Origin of the sequence: Streptomyces sp. NPDC048417, from assembly GCF_040651615.1 — a bacterium.
In the GTDB taxonomy this organism is placed as follows: Bacteria; Actinomycetota; Actinomycetes; order Streptomycetales; family Streptomycetaceae; genus Streptomyces.
Genome location: NZ_JBEZKI010000025.1, coordinates 164,519 through 186,538, shown reverse-complemented (window position 1 = coordinate 186,538; position 22,020 = coordinate 164,519). Strand labels below are relative to the sequence as shown.

General features: G+C 70.9%; 18 protein-coding genes and 1 pseudogene. 12 read left to right on the top strand and 7 right to left on the bottom strand.

The features are described 5' to 3' along the window. The first annotated feature begins 521 nt into the window (after positions 1–521). The 3 genes from AB0D59_RS34900 (at position 522) to AB0D59_RS34890 (ending at position 4,189) form a co-directional block, all read left to right on the top strand. Positions 522–1,472: a PrsW family intramembrane metalloprotease gene (locus tag AB0D59_RS34900; protein WP_362574322.1), complete on the top strand. Its 951-nt coding sequence runs from the start codon at positions 522–524 to the stop codon at positions 1,470–1,472. Positions 1,473–1,545: 73 nt separating this feature from the next. After that, positions 1,546–1,785: a heavy-metal-associated domain-containing protein gene (locus AB0D59_RS34895; RefSeq protein WP_362574320.1), complete on the top strand. Its 240-nt coding sequence runs from the start codon at positions 1,546–1,548 to the stop codon at positions 1,783–1,785. A gap of 130 nt (positions 1,786–1,915) precedes the next feature. Continuing rightward, positions 1,916–4,189, top strand: coding sequence for a heavy metal translocating P-type ATPase (locus AB0D59_RS34890; RefSeq protein ID WP_362574318.1), 2,274 nt, complete (start codon positions 1,916–1,918; stop codon positions 4,187–4,189). 655 nt (positions 4,190–4,844) lie between these two features. Here the strand turns inward: AB0D59_RS34890 and AB0D59_RS34885 are convergent. The 6 genes and pseudogenes from AB0D59_RS34885 to AB0D59_RS34860 all read right to left on the bottom strand — a co-directional run bounded on the left by AB0D59_RS34885 (position 4,845) and on the right by AB0D59_RS34860 (position 10,972). Continuing rightward, on the bottom strand, positions 4,845–6,137 hold the full coding sequence (locus AB0D59_RS34885) for a citrate synthase (protein ID WP_362574317.1): 1,293 nt from the start codon (positions 6,135–6,137) through the stop codon (positions 4,845–4,847). Between the two features lie 178 nt (positions 6,138–6,315). Then, entirely contained in the window at positions 6,316–8,646 is a 2,331-nt protein-coding gene (locus AB0D59_RS34880) for an ATP-dependent RecD-like DNA helicase (protein WP_362574315.1), read from the bottom strand. Positions 8,647–8,755: 109 nt separating this feature from the next. Further along, positions 8,756–9,607, bottom strand: a complete 852-nt coding sequence (locus tag AB0D59_RS34875; protein WP_362574313.1) for a methyltransferase domain-containing protein — start codon at positions 9,605–9,607, stop codon at positions 8,756–8,758. A gap of 166 nt (positions 9,608–9,773) precedes the next feature. Further along, on the bottom strand, positions 9,774–9,974 hold the full coding sequence (locus AB0D59_RS34870; protein ID WP_362574346.1) for a DUF397 domain-containing protein: 201 nt from the start codon (positions 9,972–9,974) through the stop codon (positions 9,774–9,776). Further along, positions 9,960–10,127 (bottom strand): annotated as a pseudogene (locus AB0D59_RS34865) (DUF397 domain-containing protein); the annotation flags it as partial. The gene AB0D59_RS34870 and the pseudogene AB0D59_RS34865, both read right to left, overlap by 15 nt. 8 nt (positions 10,128–10,135) lie before the next feature. Then, positions 10,136–10,972: a helix-turn-helix transcriptional regulator gene (locus AB0D59_RS34860; protein ID WP_362574311.1), complete on the bottom strand. Its 837-nt coding sequence runs from the start codon at positions 10,970–10,972 to the stop codon at positions 10,136–10,138. A 205-nt stretch (positions 10,973–11,177) separates the two neighbouring features. Here AB0D59_RS34860 and AB0D59_RS34855 point away from each other — a divergent pair, with 205 nt between their 5' ends. Next, positions 11,178–11,582 carry an ATP-binding protein gene (locus AB0D59_RS34855; RefSeq protein ID WP_362574309.1) on the top strand — a complete coding sequence of 135 codons (405 nt, stop codon included), beginning with the start codon at positions 11,178–11,180 and terminating at the stop codon, positions 11,580–11,582. 35 nt (positions 11,583–11,617) lie between these two features. Here AB0D59_RS34855 and AB0D59_RS34850 read toward each other — a convergent pair whose 3' ends face one another. Further along, a complete protein-coding gene (locus AB0D59_RS34850) occupies positions 11,618–12,259 on the bottom strand; it encodes a maleylpyruvate isomerase N-terminal domain-containing protein (RefSeq protein ID WP_362574307.1) in 642 nt (213 codons plus the stop codon). An 823-nt stretch (positions 12,260–13,082) separates the two neighbouring features. On the opposite strand from AB0D59_RS34850, the gene AB0D59_RS34845 reads away from it, so the two are divergent. From AB0D59_RS34845 to AB0D59_RS34810, 8 genes are all read left to right on the top strand, one after another. Further along, positions 13,083–13,865 carry a VOC family protein gene (locus AB0D59_RS34845; protein ID WP_362574305.1) on the top strand — a complete coding sequence of 261 codons (783 nt, stop codon included), beginning with the start codon at positions 13,083–13,085 and terminating at the stop codon, positions 13,863–13,865. 147 nt (positions 13,866–14,012) lie between these two features. Beyond that, positions 14,013–14,888: a PhzF family phenazine biosynthesis isomerase gene (locus AB0D59_RS34840; protein WP_362574303.1), complete on the top strand. Its 876-nt coding sequence runs from the start codon at positions 14,013–14,015 to the stop codon at positions 14,886–14,888. A gap of 456 nt (positions 14,889–15,344) precedes the next feature. Next, positions 15,345–16,400, top strand: a complete 1,056-nt coding sequence (locus tag AB0D59_RS34835; RefSeq protein WP_362574301.1) for a LacI family DNA-binding transcriptional regulator — start codon at positions 15,345–15,347, stop codon at positions 16,398–16,400. Further along, positions 16,397–17,923, top strand: coding sequence for a sugar ABC transporter ATP-binding protein (locus AB0D59_RS34830; protein WP_362574300.1), 1,527 nt, complete (start codon positions 16,397–16,399; stop codon positions 17,921–17,923). Before AB0D59_RS34835 ends, AB0D59_RS34830 begins: the two co-directional genes overlap by 4 nt. Further along, positions 17,913–19,859, top strand: coding sequence for a substrate-binding domain-containing protein (locus AB0D59_RS34825; RefSeq protein WP_362574298.1), 1,947 nt, complete (start codon positions 17,913–17,915; stop codon positions 19,857–19,859). Before AB0D59_RS34830 ends, AB0D59_RS34825 begins: the two co-directional genes overlap by 11 nt. Positions 19,860–19,932: 73 nt before the next feature. Then, the gene (locus AB0D59_RS34820; RefSeq protein WP_362574296.1) at positions 19,933–20,946 is read left to right on the top strand and encodes a ribokinase; all 1,014 of its coding nucleotides are present in this window, start codon (positions 19,933–19,935) and stop codon (positions 20,944–20,946) included. Then, positions 20,943–21,332, top strand: a complete 390-nt coding sequence (gene rbsD / locus AB0D59_RS34815) for a D-ribose pyranase (RefSeq protein WP_362574294.1) — start codon at positions 20,943–20,945, stop codon at positions 21,330–21,332. Before AB0D59_RS34820 ends, rbsD begins: the two co-directional genes overlap by 4 nt. A 163-nt stretch (positions 21,333–21,495) precedes the next feature. Continuing rightward, the gene (locus AB0D59_RS34810; protein WP_362574292.1) at positions 21,496–22,014 is read left to right on the top strand and encodes a peptidase inhibitor family I36 protein; all 519 of its coding nucleotides are present in this window, start codon (positions 21,496–21,498) and stop codon (positions 22,012–22,014) included. Positions 22,015–22,020: the final 6 nt, after the last annotated feature.

Here is a 22,020-nt window from a genome sequence, read left to right as displayed (position 1 = left end):
GTTCAGCGGCAACGGGAGGACGGCCACACGGCCGCCGGACAGACAGCAGAGCCGCCGGTTCCGGCCCGCCGCGTCCGGTCGCGCCCCGATCCGCCGCCGCGGTCAGCGGCAACGGGAGGACGGCCACACGGCCGCCGGACAGACAGCAGAGCCGCCGGTTCCGGCCCGCCGCGTCCGGTCGCGCCCCGATCCGCCGCCCCGATCCGCCGCCCCGATCCGCCGCCCCGATCCGCTGCCGCGGTCAGCGGCGGCGGGACGGCGACCACGGGGGCGCCGGGTGGGCGACTGAGCCGCATGTCAGCACGGCTCCGTGCGCGTCGGGGCGCCTGTCGACCGCCTTCGCCGGGTCCGCGCCGTGCGGGGCATCTCCGGGGCCGGGGTTCCTCCCAACGCCCTCTTTGGACTGCGACATTCAGCACATATGCCTAAAGTGCGGGTAAGCGCCCCAGTCCCGATCCGCCACCCGCGCCCGCACCCGCGCCCGCGCCCGCGCCCGCAGGAGCACCCAGGGGGACCCCGCCGTGACCCACTCTCCGCCGCCCCGTCGGCCGCAGGCCCGCATCCCCGGTCCGCAGCAGCCGCCACCGCCGTACCCCCGGATCCGCACCGGCCTGTGGAAGCGCTGCCTCGGCGGCGGGCTCGCCCTGTGGGCGCTGACGGCGGTGGTGACGTACGCGACGAAGAACACCACGCTGCTGCCGACGCTCATCCTGCTCGGCAGCTTTCTCGTCCCGGTCGCCTTCGTGCTGTGGGCGTACGAGCGGCACGGCCGCGACCTCGGCGTCAGCGCGATCCTCGGCTGCTTCCTGACCGGCGGCACGCTCGGGGTGCTGGGCGCCTCGGTGATGGAGTCCTACCTCGTCCGCCCCTCCTGGGGGATGTTCCTCGCCGTCGGCCTGATCGAGGAGGCGGTGAAGCTGGGCGCGCTGATGTTCGTGCTGCGCCGACTGCCCGGGATCCGGGGCATGCGGGCCGGGCTGGTGCTCGGCGCCGCCGTCGGCTTCGGCTTCGCGGCCCTGGAGAGCGCCGGTTACGCCTTCAACGCGGCGGTCTCCACCGAGGGCATCGACCTGCGGGCGCTGATCGAGACGGAGATACTGCGCGGGGTGCCGACCCCCTTCGGGCACGGCCTGTGGACGGCGATCACGGGCGGTGTCCTGCTCTCCTGCCGCCGCCCGAACGGCCGCTTCCGCCTCACCTCCCCGGTCGTGGGCACCTGCCTCGGCGTCGCCCTGCTGCACGCCCTGTGGGACTCCACGCACGGCATCGCGATCTGGCTGGTGGCGCAACTGGCGGGTACCGGACTGGACCGGCGGCTGTTCGCCGAGGGGTACATCCCGCGCCCCACCACGACACAGGAGCACCTCTTCACCCTCTTCTCGGTCGGTCTGCTGGTGCTCGTCTCGCTGCTCGGCATCGCCTGGGTGCGCTCGCTGGCGCGCCGGGGCCCCTCTTGGAGAAATACCCCCTAGGGGTATAGTGTGAGAACAGTGGGGTTCCCTCGCGGCCCCCACCGGCCCCACCCGCCTCCACGAGGAGAACGACATGACCGCCCAGACCGACACCCCGGGTTCCGTGACCGCCGTCTACAAGGTGACCGGCATGAGCTGCGGACACTGCGAGGGTTCCGTCTCCGCCGAGATCTCCGGGCTGCCCGGCGTCGGCTCGGTGAAGGCCGTCGCGGCCAGCGGTGAGGTCACGGTCGTCTCCACGGCCCCGCTCGACGACGAGGCGGTCCGCGCCGCCGTCGACGAGGCGGGTTTCGAGCTCGTCGGCCGCGTCTGACGTCGGAGCAGCGCCGGCCGGCACGAGCAGCACCAGCAGTACGTACGACGGAAACGCATCTCTCCGCCGGGCGGCGCCGACCAGCTGATACTGGATCCGCGCGGTCCGGTCCGTTGTCTGGAGTCCGGACATGACCAGCACCACCACCGCAGAGACACAGATAGCCGGGCCGGCCGTCGGCCCGACGGCCGAGGTCGAACTCCTCATCGGCGGTATGACCTGCGCCTCCTGCGCCGCCCGGGTCGAGAAGAAGCTCAACCGGATGGACGGCGTCACCGCCACCGTGAACTACGCGACCGAGAAAGCCAAGGTCACATACCCCGGGGGGGTTCAGGTCGCCGACCTGATCGCCACGGTCGAGAGGACCGGGTACACCGCCGAGGAGCCCGCGCCGCCGGAGCCGGCCCGGGAACCGGAACCGCAGGCCCGGGCCGAGCGGGATCCCGAACTCGCCGCCCTCCGCCATCGCCTGCTCGTCTCCGCCCTGCTGGCCGCGCCGGTGGTGCTGCTCGCCATGGTTCCGGCGTGGCAGTTCGACAACTGGCAGTGGCTGTCCCTGACGCTCGCGGCGCCGGTCGTCGTCTGGGGCGGCCTGCCGTTCCACCGGGCCGCCTGGGCCAACGCCCGGCATGGCGCGGCCACCATGGACACCCTGGTCTCCGTCGGCACGCTGGCCGCGTTCGGCTGGTCGCTGTGGGCGCTGTTCTTCGGCGACGCGGGCATACCCGGCATGCACGACGAGTTCCGGTTCACCGTCTCCCGGGCGGACGGCGGTATGGGGGGCGCGTCCTCGATCTACCTCGAAGTCGCCTCCGGGGTCGTCGCGCTGATCCTGCTCGGCCGCTATCTGGAGGCCCGCTCCAAGCGGCGGGCGGGAGCGGCCCTGCGGGCGCTGATGGAGCTGGGCGCCAAGGACGTGGCGGTGCTGCGGGCCGGGCGCGAGGTGCGGGTTCCGGTGGCGTCGCTGGTGGTCGGCGACCGGTTCGTCGTACGGCCCGGGGAGAAGATCGCGACCGACGGGACCGTGGTCGAGGGCGCCTCGGCGGTGGACGCGTCGATGCTGACCGGCGAGTCCGTGCCGGTGGACGTGACCGTGGGCGACGCCGTCACCGGGGCCACCGTGAACGCGGGCGGGCGGCTGGTCGTCGAGGCCGGCCGGGTCGGGGCCGACACCCAGCTCGCGCGGATGGCGAGGCTGGTGGAGGACGCGCAGAACGGCAAGGCCGAGGTGCAGCGGCTCGCCGACCGGATCTCCGCCGTCTTCGTCCCCGCCGTCATCCTGATCGCGCTCGCGACCTTCGGGGTCTGGCTCGGCGTCACCGGTGACACGGCCGCCGCGTTCACCGCCGCCGTAGCCGTGCTGATCATCGCCTGCCCGTGCGCCCTGGGCCTGGCGACGCCGACCGCGCTGATGGTCGGCACCGGGCGGGGCGCGCAGCTCGGCATCCTCATCAAGGGCCCGGAGGTGCTGGAGTCCACGCGCCGGGTCGACACCGTCGTCCTCGACAAGACCGGGACGGTGACCACCGGGCGGATGAGCCTCCAGGAGGTGTACGTCGCCGACGGCGCCGACAAGGACGAGGTGCTGCGGCTCGCGGGCGCCCTCGAACACGCCTCGGAGCATCCGGTGGCGCGGGCGGTCGCGGCGGGGGCCGAGGAGCGGGTCGGGACCCTGCCCGCGGCCGAGCAGTTCGAGAACGTTCCCGGACGGGGCGTGCGCGGTCGCGTGGACGGCCACGAGGTGGCCGTGGGGCGCCTCTTCGACGTCGTACCGGAGGAGTTGACCGCCGCCCGCTCCCGGGCCGAGGAGGAGGGCCGTACGGCCGTCCTGGTCGGCTGGGACGGCCGGGCCCGCGGTGTCCTCGCCGTCGCGGACACGGTCAGGGAGACCAGCTCCGAGGCGGTGCGCGCACTGCGCGCCCTCGGACTGACGCCGGTGCTGCTGACCGGGGACAACCGGGCGGTGGCCGAGTCGGTCGCCCGGGCGACCGGGATCGGCGAGGTCGTCGCCGAGGTGCTGCCCGAGGAGAAGGTGGACGTCGTACGACGGCTGCAGCGCGAGGGGCGCACGGTCGCCATGGTCGGCGACGGCGTCAACGACGCGGCCGCGCTGGCCACCGCCGACCTGGGGCTCGCGATGGGCACGGGGACGGACGCGGCGATCGAGGCCGGCGATCTGACCCTGGTGCGCGGCGATCTGCGGGCGGCGGCGGACGCGATCCGGCTCTCCCGGCGGACCCTCGCCACCATCAAGGGCAACCTCGTGTGGGCCTTCGGCTACAACGTGGCCGCGCTCCCCCTGGCCGCCGCCGGGCTGCTCAATCCGATGATCGCGGGGGCCGCGATGGCCTTCTCGTCGGTGTTCGTGGTGACCAACAGCCTGCGGCTGCGCACCTTCCGCTGAAAGTTACCGCCGGTTCGCGGCAGCGGATGCGGAAGTCCCCCTGGAGTCCAACGCGCACCTCACATAAGCTCTTCACAAGGCTCGTGCATCATCCTTACGCTTGAGTTCCGATCGCCGTATCGGGGCTCTTGCGCATCTAACGGACATATGCAAGAGACGCAGATCACAGTGATGCGAACGTAACCATCGAAGGGGTTCGAAGGTCTAAGTTGGCGATGTCAGACCAGCGTCTTGGGGGGCGTTGACCTGGCATCTGAGGATGTCTTGGGGGACTTCCTCAGAGATGCGTTGCCGGGACACGTACGACGGGAAGCTTTGAGCGGCCCTCTCGTGCGGTACGGGTCCCGGCAGATCGCACCGCATCACTGGAGTACGGCATGTAGTACGGCGAGTTCTGCTCGTTGTGCTCAAAGCAGCGAATTCAGGCGCTGCCATACCGAGCGCCCGGCCGGATCCCGTGGGGGGAATCCGCACCGGGACACGGGAAGGCGCCCTGGTCGCCGGCCCGTGGGGGGACCGGCGCTCCAGGGCGCCTTCTGTTATGCGTATGCCTGCGGTTTCCCGCTGTGCCGGTACGGCTGTGCCCGTGCCGCTGTGCCGCTGTGCCCGTGCGGCGGGGGCACCGATGAAGACGGCGCCCCCTGACCGGCTGGTGTCAGCGCTCCTCGACCGGCACGAAGTCGCGCTCGACGACACCCGTGTAGATCTGGCGCGGGCGACCGATGCGGGAGCCCGGCTCCTTGATCATTTCCTGCCACTGGGCGATCCAGCCCGGCAGCCGGCCGAGGGCGAACAGGACCGTGAACATCTCGGTCGGGAAGCCCATGGCGCGGTAGATCAGGCCGGTGTAGAAGTCGACGTTCGGGTAGAGGTTGCGCGAGACGAAGTAGTCGTCGGAGAGCGCGTGCTCCTCCAGCTTCAGCGCGATGTCCAGCAGCTCGTCGGACTTGCCGAGCGCCGAGAGGACGTCGTGCGCGGCGGACTTGATGATCTTGGCGCGCGGGTCGAAGGACTTGTAGACCCGGTGGCCGAAGCCCATCAGACGGACGCCGTCCTCCTTGTTCTTCACCTTGCGGATGAAGGAGTCGACGTCACCGCCGTTGGCCTGGATGCCCTCGAGCATCTCCAGCACGGACTGGTTGGCGCCGCCGTGCAGGGGGCCCCACAGGGCGGAGATGCCGGCGGAGATCGACGCGAACATGTTCGCCTGCGACGAGCCGACCAGACGGACCGTCGACGTCGAACAGTTCTGCTCGTGGTCGGCGTGCAGGATCAGCAGCTTGTCGAGCGCCGAGACGACGACCGGGTCCAGCTCGTAGTCCTGCGCCGGTACCGAGAACGTCATGCGCAGGAAGTTCTCCACGTAGGAGAGGTCGTTGCGCGGGTAGACGAACGGGTGGCCGACCGACTTCTTGTACGCGTACGCGGCGATCGTCGGAAGCTTGGCGAGCAGCCGGATGGTGGAGAGGTCGCGCTGCTTCGCGTCGAACGGGTTGTGGCTGTCCTGGTAGAAGGTGGACAGCGCCGAAACGACCGACGACAGCATGGCCATCGGGTGGGCGTCGCGCGGGAAGCCCCGGTAGAAGTTCTTGACGTCCTCGTGCAGCAGGGTGTGCCGCGTGATCTCGTTCTTGAACGTGGTGAGCTCGTCCACCGTCGGCAGCTCACCGTTGATCAGCAGATACGCCACCTCCAGGAAGGTGGAGCGCTCCGCCAGCTGCTCGATCGGATAGCCGCGGTACCGAAGGATGCCCGCCTCGCCGTCGAGGTAAGTAATGGCAGATTTGTAGGCGGCAGTGTTGCCGTATCCGCTGTCCAGGGTCACCAGACCGGTCTGGGCGCGGAGCTTCCCGATGTCGAAGCCCTTGTCGCCGACGGTGCTGTCGACCACCGGGTAGGTGTACTCGCCGCCGTCGCCGTACCGCAGTACTACAGAGTTGTCGCTCACGTCTTCCCTCACCGACGTAGTGCCTCATCTTCGAGGTGCCCTGACTGTCTCTACCATCCCCCATTTGGCTCAGGAGAGTGCACTCGGGGTCGACCATTAGGCCCATCGACGGCACTCAGTGCCGCCAACCTGCTCATCCTGCCCCCTTGTTTCCCCATCTGGAAGTGCTCTGTGACCTTCACGACTCATTTGATCGATCATTTTTTGTGATAACCCCGAAGGGGCCCTCCACAAGCCGCCCGTGGCCCGTCCACGAGCCGCCCCGGAGCCGGAAGTCCAGTGCCGTACAGCGCCGGCCCGCCGACACCGTGCGCACCGCCTGACCGATCGCCTTGCGTGAACCGACGAGGACGACCAGCTGCTTGGCCCGGGTGACCGCCGTGTAGATGAGGTTCCGTTGGAGCATCATCCAGGCACCGGTGGTGACCGGGATCACCACGGCGGGATATTCACTTCCCTGTGAACGGTGGATGGTCACCGCGTAGGCGTGGGCCAGTTCGTCCAGTTCGTCGAACTCGTACGGAACCTCCTCGTCCTCGTCGGTCAGCACCGTGAGGCGCTGGTCGACCGGGTCGAGCGAGGTGACCACGCCCACGGTGCCGTTGAAGACCCCGTTCTTGCCCTTCTCGTAGTTGTTGCGAATCTGGGTGACCTTGTCGCCGACCCGGAAGACCCGGCCGCCGAACCGCTTCTCGGCGAGGTCGGGCCGGCCGGGCGTGATGGCCTGCTGCAACAGACCGTTGAGCACGCCCGCGCCGGCCGGCCCCCGGTGCATGGGCGCGAGCACCTGCACGTCCCGCCGTGGATCGAGCCCGAACCTGGCCGGAATCCGGCGGGCGGCGACGTCGACGGTGAGCCTGCCCGCCTCCTCCGTCTCGTCCTCCACGAAGAGGAAGAAGTCGTTCATGCCGTCGGTGACCGGCTGTTGCCCCGCGTTGATCCGGTGCGCGTTGGTCACCACCCCCGACTGCTGGGCCTGCCGGAAGACACGGGTGAGACGGACGGCGGGGAGGGGACTGTCCTCGGCGAGCAGATCCCGCAGCACCTCGCCCGCCCCGACGCTGGGCAACTGGTCGACGTCCCCGACGAACAGCAGGTGCGCACCGGGCGGTACGGCCTTCACCAGCTTGTTGGCGAGCAGCAGATCCAGCATCGACGCCTCGTCGACCACGACCAGGTCGGCGTCCAGCGGCCGGTCCCGGTCGTAGGCGGCGTCACCGCCGGGCTTCAGCTCCAGCAGGCGGTGCACGGTGGAGGCCTCGGCGCCGGTCAGCTCGGCGAGCCGCTTGGCGGCACGGCCGGTGGGGGCGGCGAGCACCACCTTGGCTCGCCTGGCCCGCGCCAGCTCCACGATCGACCTGACGGTGAACGACTTGCCGCAGCCCGGCCCGCCGGTCAGCACGGCGACCTTCTCGGTCAGCGCGAGCCTGACGGCGGCCTCCTGCTCGGGGGCCAGGTCGGCACCGGTCCGGTCCTTCAGCCAGGCGAGCGCCTTGTCCCAGGCGACGTCCTTGAACGACGGCATCCGGTCGTCGCCGGTGCGCAGCAGCCGCAACAGCTGCGCCGCGAGCGCCACTTCGGCCCGGTGGAAGGGAACGAGGTAGACGGCGGTGACGGGTTCGGCGTCGGGGGCGGACCCGGGCAGCTTCTCCCGTACGACACCCGGGTCCTCCCCGTCCTCGGGCGGTGCGGCCAGCTCGGCCAGGCAGTCGATGACGAGCCCGGTGTCGACCTGGAGCAGCTTGACCGCGTCGGCGATCAGCCGCTCCTCGGGGAGATAGCAGTGCCCCTGGTCGGCGGACTGCGACAGGGCGTACTGCAACCCCGCCTTCACCCGCTCCGGACTGTCATGGGGAATCCCGACGGACTGGGCGATCTTGTCGGCGGTGAGGAACCCGATGCCCCAGACGTCGGCGGCGAGCCGGTAGGGCTGGTTCTTCACGACGGAGATCGAGGCGTCGCCGTACTTCTTGTAGATACGCACGGCGATGGACGTGGACACCTCGACGGTCTGGAGGAACAGCATCACCTCCTTGATCGCCTTCTGCTCCTCCCAGGCGTCGGCGATCTTCTTGGTCCTCTTCGGCCCGAGCCCGGGCACCTCGATCAGCCGCTTCGGCTCCTCCTCGATGATCCGGAGCGTGTCCATCCCGAAGTGCTGGGTGATCCGGTCGGCGAAGACCGGCCCGATGCCCTTGACGAGACCCGAGCCGAGGTAACGCCGTATGCCCTGCACGGTGGCCGGCAGCACGGTCGTGTAGTTCTCCACGGTGAACTGCTTGCCGTACTGGGGGTGCGACCCCCAGTACCCCTCCATCCGCAGCGACTCCCCCACCTGCGCGCCGAGCAGCGCGCCGACGACGGTGAGAAGGTCACCGGCGCCTCTGCCGGTGTCGACACGGGCGACGGTGTAGCCGTTGTCTTCATTGGCGTACGTGATGCGTTCGAGCACGCCTTCGACGGTGGCGAGTCGTCGTTCACCGGTGGGGGTCCCCGTCTGCTGAGCCATGATCCGACGGTACCGGTGGGGACTGACAGGGGCGGCGGCCGTCGGCGGTTACGTGTGGGCGCTGATCACGCCGCCGGCACGGTCCAGCGGGCACGGGCGCCCGTCGTGGTCACCGGGGCCGGTAGGCGGTGGCCAGTACGGAGACGGTGACCCGGTCCGGCAGGAGGCCGTCCCCGGTCAGGTCCGCACCGCTCACATGCCGTGCGCTCGGCGTCATCCCCACCAGGTCCAGGACCTGCCGCCCGGACAGCACCATGGGGTACTCGACCCGCTCCGTGACGACGGCCTCGAAGCAGGGGGCCATCGCCCGGTGCAGGCGCTGCTCCTTGGCCGGGTCGACGGTGATCGTTCCGGGCACCCGGCGGTACAGCTCGGCCAGGTGCCGCACGGTGGGACGGACCACGATCAGCCGGCCGGTCGGGCGGAGCACCCGGCGGAACTCGGCCGGATTGCGCGGGGCGAACACGTCGAGCACCACGTCGGCCGCCCCGTCGGCGAGCGGGAAGCGACGGAAGACGTCCCAGGCGACGGCGGCGCCTCGGTCGTGGGCCCGGGCCGCCGAGCGAAGCGCGCGCACCGACGTGTCCAGGCCCAGGCCGTGGGCGCCGGGCACCTGGTCCAGAACGCCGGCCAGGTAGTAGCCCGTTCCGCACCCGACGTCCAGGACCGTGCCCCGCCGAGGGGCCGAGTCGGCCGCCAGGCGGGCAACGGCCTGCCGGATGCGGGCGTACCCGCCGGTGGCCAGGAAGCGGTCCCGGGCCCGGACCATGGCCCCGTCGTCGCCGCTGATGGCCCGGCTGCCCGTCAGGAGGCCGGCATAGCCGTGCCGGGCGATGTCGAAGGTATGGCCCACCGCACAGCGCAGTGCGCCGGGTTCGGGGCGCAGACGGCGCACGCGGCACGTCGGGCAGCGCAGCACGTCGAGGAAGAGTCCGAGGGCAGGGGGAAGCAACACGGGCACGAGGCACTCCTGGCAGAGCCGAAGGGAAGGGACCGTGCCTGTCGCGCATGCGGAAACCGGCACAACAGGCACACCAAGGAGGGCGACGCCGTCCGGCCTCGCCCTCAGCGCCTTCCGATCAGAGGAAGCAGCAGTGCGGGGTGCTCATGAATGCCACGCCGGGAGTTTACGGGTGGGGGTGCTTCTTCAGGGCGTCAAGGAAGGCCGCGAAGGCGGAGGTGGGGAAGGAGAGGGTGGCGCGAGCGGGGGTCTTGGAGTCGCGGACGGCTGTGTGGGTGGAGGTGGTGGCTATCTCCACGCAGTTGTCGCCGTCGCCCTCGCCGGAGTAGGACGACTTCCGCCAGCCGGACGTCTTGAGGTCGTCGATGAAGGTGGTGAAGGCCCCGGCCGGGAAGGTCAGTGCGGCGCGGGCCGGGGCCTTTGAGTCGCGGACCGCTGTGTGGGTGGGGGTGGTGGCTATTTCCACGCACTCGTTGCCATCCCCCGGGCCCGAGTAGGACGACTTCCGCCAGTTATCCATGGGGTTCCTCACAGCTCCTTCGCCAGCCTGTGGATGAATTCGCGCGACTGTTCGGGGTTGAGTGACGCCTCCTCCACCTTACGGAAGCTCGTTCGATAGGTGTCGAGTTGGGCCTCCGAATCGATGAACGCCGTGCCGTGCAGCGCGTCACGAACCACCGTGTCCAGCTTGGGCAGGGGGCCGCCCAGGTACGTCATCGTGCTGGACGCCCTCGCAAAGCCATCCAAGTCGAAAGGGACGACGCGCACCGTGATGTGATCGGCTTCGGATAGTTCGCGCAGTCGGGTGAGTTGGGCCCTTGAGATGGCACGGTCGCTCACCCTGATCCGAAGCGCCGCCTCATGGATCACCGCTTCGTACGGGGTGGTGAACTGTTGGCGCGCCCTTCGGTGATGGATGCGCAACTCAAGCTCTTCACTGGTGAGTTCCGGGAGCCTGGAAGTGAAGACAGCACGCGAGTAGTCCTCGGTCTGCAACAGCCCTGGTACGTACAGGATTGCCACGTGGCGCTGAAACCTGGCGTGGTGCTCCAGTTCGGACAGGTCCAGGAACGAGGTGGGAAGCAGCCCTCGGTACTCCTCCCACCATCCGCTCGTACGGTCGGTAGCCACCGCCACCAGGGAATCAACGAACTCCTTATCCGTGCACGCGTAGTGCGACGCAAGGCGCCGCACTCGCTGTTCGCTCACGCCCGATAGCCCGGATTCGATCTGGGTGATCTGGACCCGATTCACACCGAGCAGCGCCGCCGCCTCGATGGCGGTGAGCCCCGCCGCCTCGCGGAGCCTGCGCAACTCGACCCCCAGGCGCATCTGGCGTGCGGTGGGTTCGCGCCTCAGAACCATCAATTGCTCCCCGGTTCAACATGCCCGCCGGTGCGGCTCGTTCGGAGTCAGATTACGCGATCGGCTTGCTCCGTCTTACATGAAAGCCGTACCGTCAGTGACGCACCGCACACGCAGCGGAAGTGCACCGCCCCGTCCTGCCACGACGGCCGCGGCAATGCCACCGTGCGTGAAACTCCCCCACAACCACCGGAGTTGATGACGCATGCCCGAAGCCTGGGAGTACACCCTCACCATCCCCAACGACCTCCGCGCCGTCACCGTCAGCCGTCACACCCTCCGGCTGGTCCTCACCGCGCACGGACTCGTCCGCTTCCTCGACGTCGCCGAGTTGCTCGCGACCGAGTTGGTCTCCAACGCCGTACGGCATACAAAGGGGCCGGCTGCCCTGCGCGTACGTTGGTCACCTCCCGGCACCCTGCGGATCGGCGCGTGGGACGCGGACCCCGAACCGCCCGAGCCCCCCGCGCCGTTGGCTGGGCTCGGGGAGCTGGAGGAGGGGCGGGGGCTGGCGCTGGTGCGGGCCTGTTCGGATCTGTGGGGCTGGCAGCCGCTGTCCAGATTCGGCAACCGGGGCAAGTACGTGTGGTGCGAGCTGGCCGCCGCGTGACAGCACGGGCGCACGAGGTGGCGCGGCGTCAGGGCCTACGCCGGGTCCCAGGCCAGGAGCTGGTCGAAGATGCGGCGCTCGCCGTCGAGCTTCAGGGAGTCCACCGGGACACGGCCGTACAGGGCCAGGACCAGTTCACCGGCCGTGCCCCGGAGGGACGCGTCGGCCTCGGGCATCGTGCCGGTCCCCGGGAGGCGGGCGGTGCGTGCGCCGTCGGCCGAGAGGCTGAGGCGCCAGGAGCGGCCCTCGGTGGCGTGGTAGTCGACGGCGGCGGGCTCGTGCGGCCAGGCGTCCGTCGTCGCGCAGCAGGTGGACAGGAACTCCTCGACACCGTCGAGTGCCACCTCGTCCGGCAGGGGCTCCGGGGCACCCAGGGTGAGTTGGGCGTCGTAGGTGTGGACCGCGACCTCCTGGAGCTGGTGCCGGGCGACGGCAGCGCAGGTCCCCGGCGACTGCGACGTCCCCCACCACGTCCAGCAGCCGCGATCCGTGGCGACGGCGGCGTCCCAGAAGCGGCGCCCCTGGCCCAGATGCTGCGCCAGATCGAACAGCGTCCACTCGGGGCAGGTCGGCACCGGCACGTCGAGGCTGGGCGCGGAGCCGACCGCGGCACGGAAGGCAGCCGACCGCCCGTCGATCAGCCGCAACAGCTCGGGAAGCTCCGGGGTCTTCTCCACCCCGGCTGTCTATCACCGTGCCCTGACAGCCGGACGGGGGTTTTCCCGGCCGACAAGACCCGCGCACGGCACCCTCGACGACAGGCGGGAGGACGTGTTCCGGCCGCCACTCACGTCAAGCACATCGACATCGACAGGACGGTCTCCGGGGCCGCTGCCGCCCCCCACGTACCGCCACTGCTCGCCGTAGCGCTCCAGGAGCGCGATGTGCTCACGCATCCGTCGTGATTCCGGTCGCCACACGATCCAGACCGCCCCGACACCGGCAGCGTCGTCGACATCCGCCGACACCACGGTCAGCGCGCGCCGAGGCACCACCGCGGCTGCGGCTCCTTCCCCGCCTGCGCCCGCCTCACCACGCTCCGCAGAAACGCCTCCGCCCAGGACCCCGTCCACGCGGCCCCTCGCCATGCCCGCATGTGCCTGCGACACCCGGCACACGAAGACATCAAAGCCCAGAACGCCGAGACAACGCCTCACACCCCTCCGGCCAGGAGATCATTTGGCGACTCCCCACGCTCATCACGGCGTTGCGGAAGGATGACTCCTGGCCTCCGCGAACTGCCACGACCCGTCTTCGACGCCCGACGCCGGGGTGCCCTCCGGTTCACACCGTGGACTCCGTCGCCGCCGCGGCGCTGCGGGCCGCCGAGCGGGGTGCGCTCCCTGCCGGTGGACGACGAGGAGATCGTCCGCGATCGCCGCACTCACCGGGCCCGGCGGCCTACGAAAGCAATTTCCCCGCGCGGCCCGGGTGGCGGGATCCGCGGCGGGCGGTAAAGGTGGGCGCCGGGAACTTTTTCGCGCGCAGGGAGAACCTGAGATGCCCGAGATCACTACTCCGTACGCGACCGGCACCCCGTGCTGGGTCGACTTGATGGCGCAGGACCAGCAGGCCGCGCTGGACTTCTACCGTGACCTGTTCGGCTGGCAGGGCGAGGTCGGCCCGGGTGAGTTCGGCGGGTACGCCGTCTGCACGCTGCGGGGCAAGCCGGTGGCCGGGATCGGTCCCGCCATGGCGCCCGAGGGGCAGCCGGAGCCGCCGACCGTCTGGACCACCTACCTGGCCAGCACCGACGCGCCGGCCACCCAGGACGCGATCGTCTCGGCGGGCGGCACCCTGCTGGCCCCGGTGATGGACGTGGGCGGGCTCGGCCGGATGCTGATCGCGGCCGACCCGCAGGGCGCGGTGTTCGGGGTGTGGCAGCCGGGCGAGTTCCATGGCGCCGGGCTGGTCAACGAGCCGGGCACGCTGATCTGGAACGAGCTGAACACCAGCGACGTACTCGGCGCCACCGGCTTCTACGGCGAGTCCTTCGGCATCGAGATCCAGCCGATGGAGGGCGCCGAGGGGGACTACTGGTCGCTGAACATCGGCGGCAAGGGCGTCGGCGGCGCCGCACGGCTCGGGGACGACCGGCCCGGCGTCCCGCCGCACTGGCTGACGTACTTCGCGGTGGACGACGTCGACTCCACCGTGGACGCGCTGGTCAAGCGCAACGGAACCGTACTGGCACCGCCGTTCGAGATGATGGCCGGCCGGATGTCGGTGGTCGCCGACCCCCAGGGCGCGACCTTCGCGGTCTTCAAGCCGAAGCCGATGTAAGCCACCGCCACCAGCCCAGCTGGTTCGGGGAAAGGAGGATCCGTGCCCACGAGTGGCGCTCCCACGTGCGGAAACGCGTCTCCTCGGTGGCACGGATCTGCCAGTCGTCGCCGGAATAGCCGTGCGGCCGCGCCGTGTTGCGAGGTCATGACGACGAATGCGCCGCACCCCGAGGTACTGCGATACACCGCCTTCTCCGGCCGCCCCGAGGGCGGGAACCCCGCCGGTGTCGTACTGGACGCCAATGGCCTGGACGACGCCGGCATGCTGGCGATCGCCGCCGACCTCGGGTACTCGGAGTCCGCGTTCCTGACCGCGCCCCCGGAGGGCCTCGGCGGCGACGGGCAACGGGCGTACACCATCCGTTACTTCAGCCCGAAGGCCGAGGTGCCGTTCTGCGGGCACGCCACCATCGCGACCGCGATCGCACTCGCCGAACGGATCGGCCCCGGGGAGCTGGTGTTCGCGACGCCCGCCGGAACCGTGCCGGTCGCGGTGAGCGAGGAGGGCGGGACGGTCACGGCCACCCTCACCAGCGTCGAGCCGCACGTCGAGGAGGTCGCCGACGCCGACCTCGCGGAGGCGCTCGCCGCGCTCGGCTGGCCGGCCGCCGATCTCGACCCGGCGTTCCCGCCCCGGATCGCGTTCGCCGGTGCCCGCCATCTCGTGCTCGCGGCGGCGACCCGGGCGCGCCTCGCGGATCTCGCGTACGACTTCGCGCGCCTGGAAGCGCTGATGCACCGCCTGGACCTGACCACGGTGCAGTTGGTGTGGCGGGAGTCGGCCACCGTCTTCCACGTCCGCGACCCGTTCCCCGTCGGGGGCGTCGTCGAGGACCCGGCGACCGGTGCCGCGGCCGCCGCGTTCGGTGCCTACGCCCGTGCGCTGGGCCTGGTCGCCGAGGACGCCGTCCTCACCCTGCACCAGGGCGAGGACCTGGGCCGCCCCGGCGAACTCACGGTGACGCTGCACGCGGGCGACCCGCGCGTCCGCGTCAGCGGCACGGGAACCCGCATCGGCTGACGGGAGCCGAAGCGGGCGCCCACCGGAGCCACAGAGCCGCCCGAGCCACCGGGCCGCCCGAGCCACCCGGGCCACCCGAGCCACCCGAGCCACCGGGCCACCCGGGCCACCCGAGCCACCCGAGCCACCCGAGCCACCCGAGCCACCCGAGCCACCCGAGCCACCCGAGCCACCCGAGCCACCCGAGCCACCCGAGCCGAGGATGGCGCGCACGGCCGTACGCCGACGGCCGTCGGGCGGTTCTGCCCGACGGCCGTCGGGCAGAACCGGACCCGCGCCCTCCGGCCCCGCCCCGTGGGCTTGCCCACGGGGCGCCGGCACGCCGGACCGGCCAGAGTCACGATTCGGTTTCGGCCAGCTCCCACCCCTTGCCTCGCCGCCGTGTAATCGATTCCAATCCTCGGTACGCAGTGCATGTAATCGATTCCATGAGTTCCACGAGGAGGTGGAGCGGCGATGGCGAGTATCAAGGACGTGGCCGCCGCGGCGGGCGTTTCCGTCGCCACGGTGTCCCGTGTCCTGAACGACCATCCGTCGGTCAGCGCCGACGCCCGTACCCGCGTGCTGGCCGCCGTCGAGGCGCTGGGCTACCGCCCGAACGCCGTCGCCCGTTCCCTGCGCACCGACCAGACCCGCACCCTCGGCCTGGTCATCAGCGACGTACTCAACCCGTACTTCACGGAACTGGCCCGCTCGGTCGAGGAAGAGGCCCGCGCGCACGGCTACAGCGTGATCATCGGCAACGCCGACGAGCGGCCGGAGCTGCAGGATCACCACGTGCGGACGCTGCTCGACCGCCGTATCGACGGGCTGCTCGTCTCCCCCACCGACGGCGGCTCGCCGTTGATGCTGGAGGCGGCGCGCGGCGGGACGCCGATGGTGTTCGTCGACCGGTGGATCCCGGGCGTCGACGTGCCAGTCGTACGGGCCGACGGACACGCCGCCATCCGGGATCTCGTCGCCCATCTGCACGGGCTCGGGCACCGGCGGCTCGCGATCATCGCGGGCCCCGCGGCCACCACCACCGGCAGTGAGCGTGTGCAGGCCTTCCGGGAGGCGCTCGCCGAGTACGGCGTCCCGCTCCCCGACGCCTACATAGGCCAGGGCGACTTCCAGGCCGAGAGCGGGCGGCGGGCCACCGAGGGCTTCCTCGACCTGCCCGAGCCGCCCGAGGTCGTCTTCGCCGCCGACAACCTGATGGCGCTCGGCGCACTCGACGCCGTACGCGCGCGTGGCCTGCGGGTGCCGGACGACATCGCGCTCGCCGCGTTCGACGACATCCGGTGGTTCGTGCACACCGATCCGCCGGTCACGGCGATCGCCCAGCCGACCGGTGAGCTGGGGCGTGCCGCCGTACGCGCGCTGATCGACCGTATCGAGGGGCGGCCTCCGCAGTCCGTCACCCTCCCCGCCCGGCTCGTCGTGCGCCGCTCCTGCGGCGCCAACCCCGACGGGAACCGCGACGCGAACCGTGGCGCGAACCAGACCCCTGTGCAAAGGAGCACATCGTGAGCGACCCGGACGAGTTGCTGCGTATCGAGGGCATACGAAAGTCCTTCCCCGGAGTGGTCGCGCTCGACGGCGTCGACTTCGATCTGCGCCGGGGCGAGGTGCACGTACTCCTCGGTGAGAACGGCGCCGGCAAGAGCACCCTCATCAAGATGCTCTCCGGCGCCTACACGCCCGACGAAGGGCGGATCCTGGCCGGTGGCGAGGAGGTGCGCATCCATGGTGCGCAGGACTCCGAGCGCCTCGGGATCGCCACCATCTACCAGGAGTTCAACCTCGTACCCGATCTCACGGTCGCCGAGAACATCTTCCTGGGCCGGCAGCCGCGCCGCCTCGGGATGATCGACCGGAAGCGGATGGAGGCCGACGCCGAGGTCCTGCTCAAGCGGGTCGGGGTGAATGTGCCGCCCCGCGCGCGGGTGCGTGATCTCGGTATCGCCCGCCTCCAGATGGTCGAGATCGCCAAGGCGCTCAGCCTGGACGCGCGCGTGCTCATCATGGACGAGCCGACCGCCGTGCTGACCTCGGAGGAGGTCGACAAGCTCTTCGCGATCGTGCGGCAGCTGCGCGAGGACGGGGTCGGGATCGTCTTCATCACCCATCACCTGGAGGAGATCGCCGCGATCGGGGACCGGGTGACCGTCATCCGGGACGGGAAGTCGGTCGGGCAGGTGGCCGCCGACACCCCGCAGGACGAGCTGGTACGGCTCATGGTCGGGCGGTCCATCGAGCAGCAGTATCCGCGCGAGCGGGCCGAGGCCGGTGCCGCGCTGCTGTCCGTCCAAGGGCTGACCCGGGACGGGGTCTTCCACGACGTGAGCTTCCAGGTGCACGCCGGTGAGGTCGTCGGCATCGCGGGACTGGTCGGTGCCGGTCGCACCGAGGTCGTGCGGGCCGTGTTCGGCGCCGATCCGTACGACAAGGGGGCCGTGCAGGTCTCCGGTACGGCGCTGAAGCGGCACGACGTCAACGCGGCGCTGGCCGCCGGGATCGGGCTCGTCCCCGAGGACCGCAAGGGGCAGGGGCTGGTCCTCGACGCCTCCGTCGAGGAGAACTTCGGCCTGGTGACCCTGCGCCGGGCGACCCGGGCCGGGATCGTCGACCTCAAGGCGCAGCATGTCGCCGCCGAGCGGATCGCCGGGCAGTTGGGCGTGCGGATGGCCGGGCTCGGTCAGCACGTGCGCACGCTCTCCGGCGGCAACCAGCAGAAGGTCGTCATCGGCAAGTGGCTCCTCGCCGAGACCAAGGTGCTGATCCTCGACGAGCCGACGCGCGGTATCGACGTCGGCGCCAAGGTCGAGATTTACCAGCTGATCAACGAGCTGACGGCCGCCGGAGCCGCCGTACTGATGATCTCCAGCGATCTGCCCGAGGTCCTCGGGATGAGCGACCGGGTGCTGGTGATGGCCCAGGGCCGGATCGCGGGCGAACTCTCCGCCGACCAGGCCACCCAGGACTCCGTGATGGCACTCGCCGTCAGCACCCCCACCACCGCAACCGACAAGGAGGCCGGACGTGGCCACTGACACGCTCAAGAGCGGGAACGCGGGCGCCAGTGGCGTCTCCGGCGTGCGCCGGCTGCTCCTCGACAACGGCGCGCTCACCGCGCTGATCGTCCTCGTCATCGCCATGTCGGCGCTGTCGGGGGACTTCCTCACCACCGACAACCTGCTGAACGTCGGCGTCCAGGCGGCCGTGACGGCCATCCTCGCCTTCGGCGCGACCTTCGTGATCGTCGCGGCGGGCATCGACCTGTCGGTCGGCTCGGTGGCGGCCCTGTCGGCCACCATGCTGGCGTGGAGCGCCACCTCGCACGGGGTGCCGGTGTTCCTGGCCGTCCTGCTGGCCGTCGCCACCGGCATCGTCGCCGGACTCGTCAACGGCTTCCTCATCGCGTACGGCAAGCTGCCGCCGTTCATCGCGACGCTCGCCATGCTGTCGGTGGCCCGCGGCCTCTCGCTGGTGATCTCCGACGGCTCCCCCATCGCCTTCCCCGACTCGGTCTCGCACCTCGGTGACACGCTGGGCGGCTGGCTGCCGGTGCCGGTCCTCGTCATGGTCCTCATGGGGCTGATCGCGGCCTTCGTCCTCGGCCGGACGTACATCGGGCGCTCGATGTACGCGATCGGCGGCAACGAGGAGGCCGCCCGGCTCTCCGGGCTGCGGGTGAACAAGCAGAAGCTCGCCATCTACGCGCTGTCCGGGCTGTTCGCGGCCGTCGCCGGCATCGTGCTGGCCGCCCGGCTCTCCTCGGCGCAGCCGCAGGCCGCCAACGGCTACGAACTGGACGCCATCGCGGCGGTGGTGATCGGCGGCGCGTCGCTGGCCGGCGGCACCGGCAAGGCGTCCGGCACGCTCATCGGCGCGCTGATCCTGGCGGTGCTGCGCAACGGCCTCAACCTGCTGAACGTCTCCGCGTTCTGGCAGCAGGTCGTGATCGGCGTCGTCATCGCGCTCGCCGTGCTCCTCGACACCGTGCGCCGCAAGGCCGGGGCGACCCCGGTGGCCGCCGGTACCGGGGGCAACAAGGGCAAGCAGGCGGGGACGTACGCGCTCGCGGCCGTCGTCACCGTCGGACTCGTCGCCGCGACCTCCCTGCTGCACACCGGCTCCTCCTCCGGCAACCCGAAGATGGGCCTGTCCCTGTCCACCCTGAACAACCCGTTCTTCGTGCAGATCCGGTCCGGTGCCCAGGCCGAGGCGAAGAAGCTGGGCGTGGACCTGACCGTCACGGACGCCCAGAACGACGCCTCGCAGCAGGCCAACCAGCTCCAGAACTTCACCAGTTCGGGACTGGGCGCGATCATTGTCAACCCGGTGGACTCGGACGCGGCGAGCAACTCCGTGAAGGCCGCCGACAAGGCGGGCATCCCGGTCGTCGCCGTCGACCGGGGCGTCAACAACGCCAAGACCGACGCCCTGGTGGCCTCCGACAACGTCGCGGGCGGTGAGCTGTCCGCCAAGACGATCGCCGAGAAGCTCGGCGGTCACGGCAAGATCGTGATCCTGCAGGGCCAGGCCGGCACCTCCGCCGCCCGCGAGCGCGCCCAGGGCTTCGCGAACGGCCTCAAGGCCTACCCCGAGATCCAGGTGGTGGCCCAGCAGCCGGCCGACTTCGACCGCACCAAGGGCCTCGACGTGATGTCGAACCTGCTCCAGGCCCACCCCGACGTCCAGGGCGTCATCGCCGCCAACGACGAGATGGCCCTCGGCGCGATCAAGGCGCTGGGCTCCAAGGCCGGTACGTCGGTGTCCGTGGTCGGCTTCGACGGCACCCCGGACGGTCTGACCGCGGTCAAGAACGGCACGCTGTACGCGTCGGTCGCCCAGCAGCCGAGCCAGCTCGGGAAGATCGCCGTGGACAACGCGCTGAAGGCGATCCAGGACAAGAAGGTCGAGTCGACGATCAAGGTGCCGGTGAAGGTGGTCACGAAGGAGAACGTGGCCGGGTTCACGGGCTGAGGTACCAAGGAGGCGGCCGGGCGACACCTGTCGAGCCCGGCCGCCTCAACTCGTTCTCTTAGGGAGTCCCTTCATGTACGACTACGACCTCCTGGTCGTGGGATCGGCCAACGCCGACCTGGTGATCGGGGTCGACCGGCGGCCGGCCGCCGGTGAGACCGTGCTCGGCGGCGACCTCGCCACGCACCCCGGCGGCAAGGGCGCCAACCAGGCGGTCGCGGCAGCCCGGCTCGGCGCCCGCACCGCCCTGCTGGCCCGGGTCGGCGACGACGCGCACGGCAGGCTGCTGCTCGACTCGCAGCGGGCCGCCGGGGTGGACACGGTGGGCGTGCTGGCGGGCGGGGCGCCGACGGGCGTCGCGCTGATCACCGTGGACCCCTCCGGCGACAACAGCATCGTGGTCTCGCCAGGCGCGAACGGCCGGCTCGCACCGGCGGACGTACGGGCCGCGGCCGGCCTCCTGCACACCTCCCGGGTGGTCTCCGCACAGCTGGAGATCCCGCTGGAGACGGTGGTGGAGGTGGTACGGAACCTGGCTCCCGGCAGCCGGTTCGTGCTCAACCCGTCCCCGCCGCGGCCCCTTCCGGGTGAGGTCCTCGCGGGCTGCGACCCGTTGATCGTGAACGAGCACGAGGCGAAGGTGCTCCTCGGCGAGGCGTGCGTGAGCGAGGAACCGGCCGACTGGGCGCGGCTCCTGCTCGCCAGGGGCCCGAAGTCGGTGGTGGTGACGCTGGGCGCGGCGGGCGCGCTGGTCGCCGACGCGCACGGGGTCGAGTCCGTCCCGTCCGTGAAGGTGGACGCGGTGGACACCACGGGTGCCGGGGACGCGTTCACCGCGGCCCTGGCGGTACGGCTCGGAGCGGGCGCGTCGCTGGTGGCGGCGGCCGTGTTCGCGGCCCGGGTCGGGGCGGCGGCGGTGACGAAGCGGGGCGCGCAGGACTCGTACCCGACGGCGGCGGAGGTCGAGGCGCTGAGCTGTGCTGTCCCGCAGGGCGCGGTATCCGACAGCGGCTCCGCCGCGGGCCGGAGCCCCGGCCGGGGGTCGGACAGCGTGCCCGGAATCGGTGAGCGAGGCGAGGCGCTGTGAAGAAGACGGGGATCCTCAACCGGCATCTCTCCGGTGCGCTCGCCGAGTTGGGGCACGGGCACCGGGTGCTGGTCTGCGATGCCGGGATGCCGATCCCGAAGGGGCCGCGGGTCGTGGACCTGGCCTTCCGGGCCGGGGTGCCGTCCTTCGCCGAGGTGCTGGAGGGGCTGCTGGCCGAGCTGGTCGTGGAGGGCGCGACGGCGGCGACCGAGATACGCGGGGCCAATCCGGCCGCGGCCGCGCTGCTGGACGGGCACTTCCCCGACCTGGCCCTGGTCCCGCACGAGCGGCTGAAGGAGCTGTCGGGGGGCGCCCACCTGGTGGTCCGCACGGGCGAGGCCCGGCCGTACGCGAACGTGCTGCTGCGGTGCGGGGTGTTCTTCTAGCGGTCCCTGCCGGAGAACGATGTGCATACGGATCGCTGAATTCCCTCTCTCTACCTGCGACTTTTCATCCCCGTGAAACGTGATGGCCACCCCGTGCCCCGGTTGGCAATATCGCTCATCACGGACGAACGGTTCCAGAAAGCTCCAGAAAGAGGGAATTCACATGAGATCCTTCCGTTTAGCCGCGGCGCTCGCCGCCACCGCCCTGGCCGCCTTCATCGGCCTCACCCTTCCCGGCAGCGCGGCCGCCGCCGACGGGCACTCCGCCGCCCCGGCCGCCAAGCCGGCCGCCGCCGCCCCGCAGGCGGTACACGGGACGACCGCCTCCGCCGCGGTCTCCCCGCAGGCCATCGGGGACTGCCCGAGCACCTACTTCTGTTTCTGGGTCAACTCGGGCTACGGCGACGGGCCGGGCAAGTTCTCCGGCGCCAACACCAACTGGGGCGCCTACTCGCACTCCACCTGCTCCACCGGGACATGGAGCGACTGCGCCTCCTCGGGGTACAACCACGGGACGAGCGGCCTGGGTGTCGAGGTGTGGCGCGACATCAACTACTCCGGGCTGTCCGCCTGCCTGCCCAAGGGCTGGTCCAACAGCAACTTCGCGAACCTCGTCTGGCCCGACACCTCGACCGGCTTCAACGACTCGATCAGCAGCAACTTCTGGACCTCCAACTGCTGACCGGGC